Source organism: Sphingosinicella sp. (genome assembly GCF_052387495.1).
Taxonomy (GTDB): Bacteria; Pseudomonadota; Alphaproteobacteria; order Sphingomonadales; family Sphingomonadaceae; genus Allosphingosinicella.
Genome location: NZ_JBQTJC010000172.1, coordinates 1 through 11,644 on the forward strand (window position 1 = coordinate 1; position 11,644 = coordinate 11,644).

At 68.4% G+C, this 11,644-nt stretch carries 12 protein-coding genes; 10 read left to right on the top strand and 2 right to left on the bottom strand.

What is annotated here, in order from left to right:
* Positions 1 to 1,495 (bottom strand): peroxidase family protein (locus ACT4N8_RS09680; RefSeq protein ID WP_444857925.1); only part of this gene is annotated, 1,495 nt, incomplete at its 3' end.
* Between the two features lie 291 nt (positions 1,496 to 1,786).
* On the opposite strand from ACT4N8_RS09680, the gene rplK reads away from it, so the two are divergent.
* The 7 genes from rplK to ACT4N8_RS09715 all read left to right on the top strand — a co-directional run bounded on the left by rplK (position 1,787) and on the right by ACT4N8_RS09715 (position 8,502).
* Positions 1,787 to 2,218 carry a 50S ribosomal protein L11 gene (rplK, locus tag ACT4N8_RS09685; protein WP_444857926.1) on the top strand — a complete coding sequence of 144 codons (432 nt, stop codon included), beginning with the start codon at positions 1,787 to 1,789 and terminating at the stop codon, positions 2,216 to 2,218.
* Between the two features lie 4 nt (positions 2,219 to 2,222).
* Entirely contained in the window at positions 2,223 to 2,918 is a 696-nt protein-coding gene (rplA, locus tag ACT4N8_RS09690) for a 50S ribosomal protein L1 (protein ID WP_444857927.1), read from the top strand.
* A 153-nt stretch (positions 2,919 to 3,071) separates the two neighbouring features.
* The gene (locus ACT4N8_RS09695) at positions 3,072 to 5,273 is read left to right on the top strand and encodes a TonB-dependent hemoglobin/transferrin/lactoferrin family receptor (RefSeq protein ID WP_444857928.1); all 2,202 of its coding nucleotides are present in this window, start codon (positions 3,072 to 3,074) and stop codon (positions 5,271 to 5,273) included.
* Between the two features lie 10 nt (positions 5,274 to 5,283).
* Positions 5,284 to 6,195 (top strand): hypothetical protein, encoded by a 912-nt coding sequence (locus tag ACT4N8_RS09700; protein WP_444857929.1) that lies wholly within the window; start codon positions 5,284 to 5,286, stop codon positions 6,193 to 6,195.
* Between the two features lie 29 nt (positions 6,196 to 6,224).
* A complete protein-coding gene (locus ACT4N8_RS09705) occupies positions 6,225 to 7,217 on the top strand; it encodes a DUF6607 family protein (protein WP_444857930.1) in 993 nt (330 codons plus the stop codon).
* Positions 7,218 to 7,284: 67 nt separating this feature from the next.
* Positions 7,285 to 7,728, top strand: a complete 444-nt coding sequence (locus ACT4N8_RS09710) for a hypothetical protein (protein WP_444857931.1) — start codon at positions 7,285 to 7,287, stop codon at positions 7,726 to 7,728.
* Between the two features lie 318 nt (positions 7,729 to 8,046).
* Positions 8,047 to 8,502 carry a CHRD domain-containing protein gene (locus ACT4N8_RS09715; RefSeq protein WP_444857932.1) on the top strand — a complete coding sequence of 152 codons (456 nt, stop codon included), beginning with the start codon at positions 8,047 to 8,049 and terminating at the stop codon, positions 8,500 to 8,502.
* A gap of 43 nt (positions 8,503 to 8,545) precedes the next feature.
* Here ACT4N8_RS09715 and ACT4N8_RS09720 read toward each other — a convergent pair whose 3' ends face one another.
* On the bottom strand, positions 8,546 to 9,457 hold the full coding sequence (locus ACT4N8_RS09720; protein WP_444857933.1) for a hypothetical protein: 912 nt from the start codon (positions 9,455 to 9,457) through the stop codon (positions 8,546 to 8,548).
* A 360-nt stretch (positions 9,458 to 9,817) separates the two neighbouring features.
* Here ACT4N8_RS09720 and rplJ point away from each other — a divergent pair, with 360 nt between their 5' ends.
* The 3 genes from rplJ to ACT4N8_RS09735 all read left to right on the top strand — a co-directional run.
* Complete coding sequence (rplJ, locus tag ACT4N8_RS09725; protein WP_444857934.1) at positions 9,818 to 10,333, top strand: 50S ribosomal protein L10; 516 nt, start codon at positions 9,818 to 9,820, stop codon at positions 10,331 to 10,333.
* Positions 10,334 to 10,389: 56 nt separating this feature from the next.
* Positions 10,390 to 10,764, top strand: a complete 375-nt coding sequence (gene rplL / locus ACT4N8_RS09730) for a 50S ribosomal protein L7/L12 (RefSeq protein WP_444857935.1) — start codon at positions 10,390 to 10,392, stop codon at positions 10,762 to 10,764.
* Between the two features lie 126 nt (positions 10,765 to 10,890).
* Positions 10,891 to 11,644: NAD(P)-dependent alcohol dehydrogenase (locus tag ACT4N8_RS09735; RefSeq protein ID WP_444857936.1), on the top strand; the 754-nt coding region annotated here is incomplete at its 3' end.

Sequence of the window (11,644 nt, forward strand, 5' to 3'; positions counted from 1 at the left end):
GGATGCGAGCGCCGTTGGCGCCGCCGCGGTGGTCCGACTTGCGGTAGGTGCTGGCCGAAGCCCAGGCGGTCTTGACCAGTTGCGCGACGGTCAGGCCCCCAGAGTCGACAGCGCCGGCGATCTTCGCCTTGACCGCGGCGACGTCGGCGTCCGACGGCCTGGTCCCGGCGGGGATCGGGTCCTGCCAGATCAGGTCCTCGGCCGGAACTTCGGGGCCGAGGTAGCGGACCTTCGGGCCCATGTCGCGGTGGGTCAGCTTGAACCAGGCGCGGGCGAAGGCGTCCTTGAACGCTTCGTGATCGGTGCGGAACTTCTCGCTGATCTTGCGGAACTCGGGGTCCATCTTGAGCGCCATGTCGGCCGTGGTCATCATCGTCGGCACGCGCCGCGACGGATCGTGCGCAGCCGGGGCCATGTCTTCGGGTTTCTGGTTTATCGGCTGCCACTGCTGCGCGCCCGCCGGGCTCCTGACCAGCTCGTAGTCGTAGTCGAGCAGCAGGCGGAAGTAGTTCTCGCTCCACCCGGTCGGGGTGTTGACCCACGATCCTTCGATCCCGCTGGTCACGGCATGCTCGCCGATCCCGCCATGCTCCTCGCCGCTGACCCAGCCGAAGCCCTGCGCGGCAAGGTCGCCGCCCGCCGGGGCGTGGCCGAGCGTCGAAGGATCGCCATTGCCGTGGGCCTTGCCGACAGTGTGCCCGCCCGCGGTCAGCGCGACGGTCTCCTCGTGGTTCATCGCCATCCGCTCGAACGTCGCCTTAATGTCGCGCGCCGACTGCAGCGGGTCGGGATTGCCGCCCGGCCCTTCCGGATTGACGTAGATCAGCCCCATCTGGATCGCCGCGAGCGGCCCGTCGAGCTCGAGCGCCTCGTCGGGGCGGATGCGCGTGGCGACGCCCTCGTTGACCCACTTGTCCTCGTCGCCCCAGTAGATGTCGCGCTCCGGCTCGTAGACGTCGGGGCGGCCGCCGCCGAAGCCGAACACCGGCCCGCCCATGTCCTCGATCGCGACGTTGCCGGCGAGGATGAACAGGTCGGCCCCCGAGATATTTGGGCCGTACTTCTGCTTGATCGGCCACAGCAGGCGGCGCGACTTGTCGATGTTCACGTTGTCGGGCCAGCTGTTGAGCGGGGCGAAGCGCTGCTGCCCTCGCCCGCCGCCGCCGCGGCCGTCGGCCGTGCGGTAGGTGCCCGCCGCGTGCCAGGCCATGCGGATGAAGAACGGGCCGTAATGGCCGTAATCGGCCGGCCACCAGGGCTGGCTGTCGGTCATCAGCGCGGTCAGATCGGCCTTGAGCGCGTCGTAATCGAGCGCCTGGAACGCCTCGGCATAGTCGAAGTCCGGGCCGTGCGGGTCGGACGGGCCGTTGGGATTGAGGATCTCGGTCGCCAGCATTTCGGGCCACCAATCCTTGTTGGTGCGGCCGAGCAAAGCGCGCACGCCGCCGTCGCCATGCGCCGGGCAGCCCGAAATATCGCCGATCTTCGCGTCCATTATGCTTCCTCCTGATCGCTTGTGTGGCGCCGCCATAGGCGCGCGCGGGAATCGATAGAAACGATTAAACTTCGTCAGTGAGACTTGGAAAATCGATCAGACGGGTCATTTGCCTCGGCGCGCGGTTTGCGCTAATGGCGCCGGCTTCCCATCGCGATTGGAAAGCTGGACCCCGGCCTTCGCCGGGGAACGGCATTGTTGCGGGAGGACGTCTCCGAACGTCCGTCTGGACCGCTCGACTCGATCAGGGCGTAGCGATGTTTCGCGTAGCCCCACGAAAGAGAGTGACACATGGCAAAGAAGATTACGGGCTACATCAAGCTCCAGGTGCCCGCGGGCACCGCCAATCCCTCCCCGCCGATCGGCCCCGCGCTCGGCCAGCGCGGCGTCAACATCATGGAGTTCTGCAAGGCGTTCAACGCCGCGACGAACGACATGGAAAAGAGCATGCCGATCCCGACCATCATCACCGTCTATGCGGACCGCTCGTTCAGCTTCGTCACCAAGACGCCGCCGGCGAGCTTCCTCCTGAAGAAGGCGGCCAAGCTCAAGTCCGGCGCCAAGGAGCCGGGCAAGGAGATTGTCGGCCGGGTCACGCGCGCGCAGCTGCGCGAGATCGCCGAGATGAAGATGAAGGATCTGAACGCCAACGACATCGACGCGGCGGCGAAGATCATCGAAGGCTCCGCCCGCGCGATGGGCCTCGAAGTGACGGGGAGCTAAGGCAATGGCGAAGCTGACCAAGAAGCAGAAGAAGCTGGCCGAACTCGACCACGCGAAGCTCTACGGCGTCGACGAGGCGATTCAGGTCGCCAAGGCGAACGCGACGGCGAAGTTCGACGAGACGATCGAGATCGCGCTCAATCTGGGCGTCGATCCCCGCCACGCCGACCAGATGGTGCGCGGCGTCGTCACTCTCCCCGCCGGCACCGGCAAGACCGTGCGCGTCGCCGTCTTCGCGAAGGGCGACAAGGCGGACGAGGCGAAGGCCGCCGGGGCGGACGTCGTCGGCGCCGAGGATCTGATGGAGACGATCCAGGGCGGGACGATCGATTTCGACCGCGTCATCGCCACGCCCGACATGATGGGCGTGGTCGGCCGGCTCGGCAAGGTGCTCGGCCCCAAGGGGCTGATGCCGAACCCGAAGCTCGGCACGGTGACCCCGAACGTCGCCGAGGCGGTGAAGGCGGCCAAGGGCGGCCAGGTCGAGTTCCGTGTCGAGAAGGCCGGGATCATCCATTCAGGGATCGGCAAGGCGAGCTTCACCGAGGCGGACCTGCGCAAGAATTTCGACGCCTTCGTCGATGCGATCGTCAAGGCCAAGCCGACCGGTGCCAAGGGCAAATATGTCCAGAAGGTCGCGATCAGCTCGAGCATGGGTCCGGGCCTCAAGATCGACGTGGCCGAGGTCGCGTCGGCCTAAGCACTTCCTCATCAACGGAACCCAAGCAAGGGCCGGAGCAGAAGCTCCGGCCCTTTTGCTTTGTCGTCCTCCCGGGTCCCGCAACGGTTGACCCGCGGCTCGATCTTGCTAATACGACTGCGAATCATTCGCATTAGCAAGTAAGGGGTTTCAATGACGGGGCGGGAGTGGCTGCTGGCAAGCAGCGCGATGATGTGGGCGGCGGCGCCGGCGGCGGCCCAGGCCGAGACGGCGGCGGACGGCGACTCGCAGGCAATCACGGTGACGGCGACGCGCGTGCCGACGCCCGCGGACGAGGTGCCGGCGACGGTCACCGTGATCGACGAGCAGCGCATCACCGACGAGCTCGCGACCGACGCGCGCGATCTCGTCCGCTTCGAGCCGGGCGTCACCGTGCCGCGCTCCCCTGCCCGCTTCGGCGCGGCGCTCGGCACGACCGGGCGCTCGGGCAATTCCGGTTTCAATATCCGCGGCATCGGGGGAAATCGCGTCCTCATCCAGGTCGACGGCATCCGCGTGCCCGAGGGCTTTACCTTCGGCGCGCAGGCGGCGGGGCGCGGCGACTATGTCGATCTCGGCATCTTGCGCTCGGTCGAGATCCTGCGCGGCCCCGCTTCGGCGCTCTACGGCTCGGACGGCCTCGCCGGCGCGGTGAGCTTCCAGACCAGCGATCCGGCCGATCTGCTCGAGCCCGGCCGCGACGTCACCGCCATGCTCCGCGCCACTTACGACAGCGCCAGCCAAGAGTTTTCCGAGACTGGGATCGTCGCCGGCCGCTCCGGGCGCTGGTCGGGCCTCGTCGCCTATACAAGACGCGACGGCGAGGCGCTCGACAATGAGGGCGAGGTCGGCGGCACTGGTCCGAACCGCACCGAGCCGAACCCCCAGGACACGCGATCCAACGCCCTCTTCGGCAAGATCGTCTTCACGCCGAACGACGCGCACGCCTTTCGGCTCACCGGCGAATATTATGACAGCTTCGTCTTCACCGACGTGCTGAGCGGGCGCGAGACTTCGCCCTTCACCGGGGCGACCGTCGACCAATTGCTCGCGCGCGACACGATCGAGCGCAGCCGGGTCAGCCTTGACTGGCGCTACACCGGCGGCGGCGCGATCGATTTCGCCCAGATCGCGCTCTACTGGCAGGACGCGACCAACGTCCAGTTCAGCGACGAAGACCGCTCGCCCCAGGCCGATCGCGAGCGGCTGAACACGTTCGACAATCGGGTGATCGGCGCGAGCGCGGAGGCGCGGACCTCGTTCACCACCGGCGCGATCCGCCACCGGCTTGTCTTCGGCGGCGACATTTCCGTCACCCATCAGGAAGGGCTGCGCGACGGCGTGGTGCCGCCGTTTGGCGAGACCTTCCCGACCCGCGCCTTCCCCGCGACCGATTTCACCCGGGCCGGCCTCTTCATCGGCGACGAGATCGAGCTGATCCCGGACGCGCTGACGCTCCATCCGGCGCTGCGCTTCGATCATTACAGCCTCGATCCGGAGGACGATCCGCTGCTGCCGACCTTCAACGGCTCGGCGCAGGACGGGTCGCGCGTGACGCCCCGGATCGGCGCGGTGCTCGCGCTCGGCCACGGCTTCAGCCTCTACGGCCATTACGCGACGGGCTTTCGGGCGCCTTCGCCAAGCGACGTCAATCAGTTCTTCGAAAACGTCATCTTCGGCTACACCTCGATCCCCAATCCGGATTTGAGGCCCGAGACCAGCGAGAGCTGGGAGGCCGGAATCCGCTACAGCGGCGACATCCTCCACGCCTCGCTGACCGGCTTCGCCGGGCGCTACGACGATTTCATCGCGCAGGTGCAGGTCGGCGGCAGCTTCACGCCCGCAGACCCCGGCATTTTCCAGGTCGTCAATATCGACCGGGTCGAGATCGAGGGGATCGAGGGGCGTGCCGCCCTCGTCTTCCCGAGCGGCTTCAACGCCGACTTCGCCTTCGCCTGGGCGACCGGCGACGAGATCGACCCCAACGGCGTCAGCGCGCCGCTCGAAAGCATCGATCCGCTCCGCGTCGTCGCGGGCGCCGGCTATCGCGATCCGGGCGGCCGCTTCGGCGCGCAGCTGATCCTCACCGCCACCGCGCGCAAGTCGCGCCGCTCGGCCGCGGGCGCGGCCTGCGGCCTCACCTGCTTCCGGCCGGAAGCGTCGGAGGTGCTCGATTTCACCACCTTCTGGCGGGTGAACGAGCATGTCACGCTGCGCGCCGGTATTTTCAACCTCACCGACGAGCTCTACGCTTATTGGAGCGACGTCGCCGGTCTCACCCAGACCTCGCCTTCCATCGACGCCTATTCCCAGCCCGGCCGCAACGCGCGCGTGTCGGTCAGCCTGCGTTTCTAGGAGACCTGAGATGACCTTTCTGAAAATGCTGCTCGCGGCTCTCGCCCTCCTCCTGATCCCGGCCGCCGTCCAGGTCCAGGCCCAGCCCGCCGCCGACGATTTCGGCGTGCTCGTCATGGCGCATGGCGGCGGGCCCGCCTGGAACGGCCAGGTCGAGGCGATGCTGGAGCCGCTGCGCCGCGATTATCGGCTGGAGATCGCCTTCGGCATGGCCACGCCCGGCACGATTCAGGCCGCAGCCGAGCGGCTCGAGGCGCGCGGCGCCCGCCGGATCGCGGTGGTGCGGTTGTTCATCAGCGGCGAAAGCTGGCTGGAGCGGACCGAGCAGATTTTGGGGCTGAGGCCCGGCGCGCCGCCGCGGCCCGAGGGCGGCGCGCACGCGGGCCACGGCGCCCATGGCGGCCACGATATGTCGCTCTGGCGGATCGAATCCGACGCCCGCTTCGCGCTCAGCCGCGAGGGGCTGGCCGACGCGCCGGAAATGGGCGCCGTGCTGGTCGACCGGGTTCGCGCGGTGAGCCGGGAGCCCGCGCGCGAGACGGTGCTCGTGCTCGCCCACGGGCCGGAGGACGACGAGGAGAATGCGCGCTGGCTCCGGCAGATCGACGCGCGCGCGGCGGCGATCCGCGATCATGCCGATTTCCGCGCGGTCCATGTCGAATCGCTGCGCGAGGACTGGCCGGAGAAGCGCGCCGAATCCGGGGCGCGGATCCGCGCGCTCGCGGCCGAGGCCATCCGGGACGGCGGCCGGCTGATCGTCATCCCCTATCGCGTCTCCGGCTTCGGCCCCTATGCGCGCGTGCTCGAGGGGATCGACTATGAAGCCGACCGGCACGGGCTGGTGCCGAGCACCGAGGTCGAGCAATGGGTCCGCCGCCAGGCCGAGCAATTGCGGACCGCGCTGGCCGCGCCGGCGGCCTGACCCGCACCTTCACGTCCAGGGGGAGAGACATGAAACCGACACTCTACCTCGCGGCGTTCGCCGCAACTTTCACCGCCGTTCCCGCCGCCGCGCAGGAACCAGTGCCGCCCGCATCGATCGTCCGGCCCGCCGATTTCGAGGCAAGCCGGCGCGCGATTCTCGCCATGGCGGGCAATTACCGGGTGCGCTTCGACATGCGCGAGACGACCTCGTGGCGGAGCGATTACACGCCGCTCGCCGCTGCCGCTTCGGGCGGGCACGAGGTCGTGCGGGTGATCGCCGACAGCGGCCGCTTCATCAGCCTCCAGCACCTGCTCGTCGTCGACGCCGACGGGATGCCGATGGTGATCAAGCATTGGCGGCAGGACTGGACCTATGAGCCCGAGACGGTGCTCGCTTATGTCGGCCCGAACCAGTGGCGCGTGCAGTCCGTGCCCGAGGCGGCGCGGCCCGGCGCCTGGTCGCAGACCGTCTGGCAGGTGGACGACTCACCCCGTTACGGGGCGGTGGGGCGCTGGACGGTGACCGGCGGCGTGCCGCGCTGGCGCTCGGACTGGACCTGGCGGCCACTCGCCCGGCGCGATGCGATCCGCTCACCCCGCTACGACCGCTATCTCGCGATCAACCGTCATTCGCCGACTCCGGACGGCGGCTGGATCCACTGGCAGGACAATCTCAAGATGGGAAATGTCGAGGGCGCGAGCGTGCCTTTCGTCCAGGAGAGCGTCCTCAACACCTACCGGCCGCCTAGCGACTTCAACGTCGCCATCGCCGATCGCTACTGGGCCGCGACCGACGATTATTGGGAAGCGGTCCGCGGCGAATGGAGCCGGGTCGAGCGCGACCAAAGCGGCATCCATATCCAGGAGGAGGCGCAGACCGGCAACGTCATCGCCAGTCGCCTGCTCGAAATGGGCACCGAGATTTTCGAGGGCCGGATGGAGACGTCGGCGGCGATCGCAGAGGCGCGCCGGCTGATCGCCGAGGCGACGAACGCCCGGCAGCAGACCGCGGCACGCTAAATCCTGCTCTTCGCCGCCTTGCGCGCCGCGCCGGGCGCGCTAGGCTGGCGGGAAAGGAGCTTCGGCGATGAGCGACAGGCGGTACGGACTGGACGACGATCGGGAGACGCTTCGCCGCGCGCGCGAGCCGACGGTGGGCGAGCTGATCGACCAGTCGGTGCGGCGGGTCGTCACGGCGATCGTGATCGCCGGCGGGCTGATCGGCTTCGGCGTCTATGCGGGCGGCGGCGGCGACGTCGAGGCGCCGGATTACCAGATCACCAGCGCCGCCGACGGACGGGTCTATCGGCTCAACACCGATTCGGGCTCGATCGTAGCCTGCGAGAACAACCAATGCTGGCTGATGCAGCGCGGCAGCCAGGATCTGGGCGACGAGCCGCCGCGGCCGACGCCGCAACAGGCCGTGCCGGCTCCGGCGCAACCGCAGGCGCAGCTGCCGGCGCCATCGCAAGCGCCTACGCAGACGCCCGCTCAAACTCCCGCTCCCGCGGCGGAGCCCGCGCAAAAGTAAGCCCCGCCGGTTTGACCCGGCGGGGCTCCCTGACGGCTCGCTCCCGAAGGATTGAGCCATCATATCCGTTCGATCTTATCAACCGATTGGACGCATGAAAAACGCCGCCTCGGCTCGCGCGTTCCGGCGCCGCGCGAGAATGTTGTGGATAACTCAGATTGGTTTTGCCGGGGTCTTTCGCGGCTCCCGCCGCGTCCGTTCGGCGGGCCGTTCCGGCGCGCGCGAAGGAACAAAAGCGCGGTTGCCGGCTTGATCCGACGACCCGTGCCGCGGCGGGCGCCGCCGCGCGGGATTTTCCTCTTCGAAAAGGAACGAGACATGCTGAAGAACAAGTCCAGCCGCCGCGTATTGGCGGCGTTCGGGGGCGTGCTGATCCTCGCCGGCGCCGGCAGCGCCGATGCCGCCTTCGCCCAGCGCTTCCGCGCCGCGCTGACCGGCGCGGCCGAAGTGCAGCCCGGCGATCCCGACGGCTCGGGCGTCGCCGAAATCCGCCTCGACGACACGCTCAACCAGGTCTGCGTCCAGCTCGAGGTGAGCGGCATCAGCCAGGCGACCGCCGCCCATATCCATCGCGGCGCCGAAGGCGTGAACGGCCCGCCGGTGGTCAATCTCGACGTGCCGGACGCCGACGGCGACGAGGACGATTGCGACCATATCGGCGACGAGCTGGTCGACGACATCGCCCGCAATCCGGCCGGCTTCTACGTCAACGTCCACACCGGCGATTTCCCGGACGGCGCGATCCGCGGCCAGCTGATGCCGAGCGCGGACTGAACTTGCTGCCTCTCCCGCTCCGGCGGGAGGGGCGGCTCCGCCTCTAGCCGGGCGTCTGGGCGTTGACCATGTCGCGCACCAGCATGCCGCGATGGCGGCGGGCGGGACGATCGAGCGGCAGCCGGTAGAGGGAGCGTAGGAAGGTCATGTCCCAATCGGTGAGGCTGCGCCCCTCCGGGTCGGTCGAGAACAGGCCCAGGATCGAGCCAGGCGCGCGAGGATCGCTGGTCCGCACCTCGACGAAAGCGACGAAAGCGGCATAGGCGGCGATCGCCTCCAGCGACATGCCTTCGACCCGGTCGAGATCGATCACGACGTTGGCGTCGACGATGGCCCGGTTCACCTGGGTGCTGATGACGCTCGAATCGTAGTGAGAAAGCGCTTCGGTTTCAAAAGGGCTGGAGGCCACGCTCTGACCGGGACCCCCCGCGCCGCCCGACTCGGTCACCAAATACTGCGAGGTTTCGCGCGTCGCATGGCGACTGCGGGTCCCGGTGAGGTACCACCAGCGGACGGGCGCGTCGCCGTTGACCAGAGCATCGCGCGCGTCGACCGGCACCTCCCGGAGCCGGGTCGGCGAGCGCCGGTCGATCTCCCGCATCAGCGCCTCGGCATCGCCGACGAAGCTGACCGACACGTTCGAGCGGCAGCCTTCGGGAGCAACCCGCATCCCGACTTCCGTCGCGATCGCGCGCATCCGCGCCTCGACGACGCCGGCATAACGCTCGGTGATGCCGCGCACGCGTGGGCAGACCGGATCGATCCAACGCGCCGCCGCTTGCTGGCCCCGCGCCACGCCGATCTGGCGGACGAACTCGACCGCCCGCTCGCGCGCCTGCTCGCGGGTGAGCCGCGTTCCTGTGACAGTGATGGAGGCCTCGGGATCGCTCCTGAGATCGCGCGTCTGCTGCGCATTCAGCGGGCCGGCGAGGCTGAGCGCGAGGCTTGCGCTCACGAAAAGCGAAAGACACTGCTTCATGCCGAAAGCAATATACAATTCCGGCGGGGCGACAATAGGCTGATGCCCGCCGCCGCCCGGTTGACTTTGCGGGGCGAGGCGCTATCTGCGCGCCTTCGCTCGGGGTTCGCCCCAAGCGTTCCGTCCGAGACAGCTGGCGAGGGCTTGCCCTCTTAATCTCCAGCCGAGGCGGGGAAGAGTTTCGAGCCGTGCCGGCGTGCGATGCCGCGATCACGGACTGCCTGAAGCCTCCATGGCGTTCGGGCGCGACCCCTCCCCTTCGGACCCGCCGCGTGGGCATTTCGCTCATGCGTTTACGTGCGCCCGGTCCGCCGGGCGAAGTGTGAAGGAAGAAGCATGGATCGCGCTCAGAAAAGAGAGGCGGTTGCCGAGCTGAAGCAGACGTTCAACGAGACCAACGTGGTGGTCGTCACCCGTAATCTCGGCCTCACGGTGGCCCAGTCCACAGACCTGAGGAACCGGATGCGCGATGCCGGCGCCCGCTACAAGGTCGCGAAGAACAAGCTCGCCCTGATCGCGCTCGAAGGGACCACCTACGCGCCGATCAGCGATTTGATGAACGGGCCGATCGCCCTGGCGACGTCCGCCGATCCGGTCGCCGCCGCCAAGGCCGCGGTCGATTTCGCCAAGACCAACGATCGCCTCGAGATCGTCGGCGGGGCGATGGGCGAGACCTTGCTCAACGCGGAGGGCGTCATGGCGCTCGCCGCCTTGCCGTCGCTCGACGAGCTTCGCGCCAGGATCGTGGGCCTCATCCAGGCGCCAGCGAGCAAGATCGCGCGGACGATCAACGAGCCCGGCGCGCAGCTGGCCCGGGTCATCGGCGCTTATGCCGCCAAGGAAGCGGCCTGACCTTTTCGTTTTGAACTGAACCTTTTGGGGCGACGCCCCGCAATGGAGACTTTAACATGGCAGACATCAATTCCCTCGTCGATCAGCTCAGCGAGCTGACCGTTCTCGAAGCCGCCGACCTCGCCAAAGCGCTGGAGGAGAAGTGGGGCGTTTCGGCCGCCGCCGCGGTTGCCGCCGGCCCCGCCGCCGCCGGCCCCGCCGCCCCGGCCGCCGAAGAGCAGACCGAGTTCGACGTCATCCTCACCGGCGACGGCGGCAAGAAGATCAACGTGATCAAGGAGGTCCGCGCGATCACCCAGCTCGGCCTCGGCGAGGCCAAGGCGCTGGTCGAGAGCGCGCCCAAGGCGATCAAGGAAGGTGTCTCCAAGGCCGAGGCCGAGGAGATCAAGAAGAAGATCGAGGAAGCCGGCGGCACCGTCGAGTTGAAATAAGCTTCCTGACGCGTTTCGCGGGTGTCTTGAAGCGCCCGCGGATGGGAGGGCGGTCCGGCAACGGGCCGCCCTTTCTTCATGCGCGCGCCGGGCCTAGATGGGAATCCCATTCGAAGGATCGCCACCATGCCCCATGCCCACGGCTATGCCGCCCAATCGGCCGAGACCCCGCTCGCTCCCTACAGCTTCGAACGCCGCGCGCTTCGGCCGAACGACGTGCGGATCGAGATCCTTTATTGCGGGGTCTGCCATTCGGACCTGCACACGGTGCGCAGCGAATGGCCGGGGACGGTCTACCCCAGCGTGCCGGGCCACGAGATCGTCGGGCGGGTGACCGCGGTCGGGCCGGAGGTGACGCAGCACGCCGAAGGCGATCTCGTCGCGGTCGGCTGCCTGGTCGATTCCTGCCGAACCTGCTCCGCCTGCCAAGAAGGGCTGGAGCAATATTGCGAGACCGGCCTCACGGGCACTTACAACAGCCCCGACCGGGTGACGGGCGAGAACACGCTCGGCGGCTATTCGGATTCGATCATGGTGCGCGAGGAGTTCGTGCTCAAGATCCGGCACGACGAGAGCGATCTTGCGGCCGTGGCGCCCTTGCTCTGCGCCGGGATCACGACCTGGTCGCCGCTCCGGCACTGGAAGGTCGGGCCGGGCAGCAAGGTCGGCGTCGTCGGGATCGGCGGCCTCGGCCATATGGGCGTGAAGCTCGCCAAGGCGCTGGGCGCCCATGTCGTCGCCTTCACCACTTCGCCCGACAAGGTCGCGGACGCGAGCGCGCTCGGCGCGGACGAGGTGGTGGTCTCGCGCGATCCCGCGCAGATGGCGGCGCAGACGGGCACGCTCGACTTCATCCTCAACACGGTCGCCGCGCCGCACG

Bases quoted from the DNA above. Each gene is read 5' to 3' on its own strand.
- rplK (WP_444857926.1), top strand. From the start codon at position 1,787: ATGGCAAAGAAGATTACGGGCTACATCAAGCTCCAGGTGCCCGCGGGC.
- rplA (WP_444857927.1), top strand. From the start codon at position 2,223: ATGGCGAAGCTGACCAAGAAGCAGAAGAAGCTGGCCGAACTCGACCAC.
- ACT4N8_RS09695 (WP_444857928.1), top strand. From the start codon at position 3,072: ATGACGGGGCGGGAGTGGCTGCTGGCAAGCAGCGCGATGATGTGGGCG.
- ACT4N8_RS09700 (WP_444857929.1), top strand. From the start codon at position 5,284: ATGACCTTTCTGAAAATGCTGCTCGCGGCTCTCGCCCTCCTCCTGATC.
- ACT4N8_RS09705 (WP_444857930.1), top strand. From the start codon at position 6,225: ATGAAACCGACACTCTACCTCGCGGCGTTCGCCGCAACTTTCACCGCC.
- ACT4N8_RS09710 (WP_444857931.1), top strand. From the start codon at position 7,285: ATGAGCGACAGGCGGTACGGACTGGACGACGATCGGGAGACGCTTCGC.
- ACT4N8_RS09715 (WP_444857932.1), top strand. From the start codon at position 8,047: ATGCTGAAGAACAAGTCCAGCCGCCGCGTATTGGCGGCGTTCGGGGGC.
- rplJ (WP_444857934.1), top strand. From the start codon at position 9,818: ATGGATCGCGCTCAGAAAAGAGAGGCGGTTGCCGAGCTGAAGCAGACG.
- rplL (WP_444857935.1), top strand. From the start codon at position 10,390: ATGGCAGACATCAATTCCCTCGTCGATCAGCTCAGCGAGCTGACCGTT.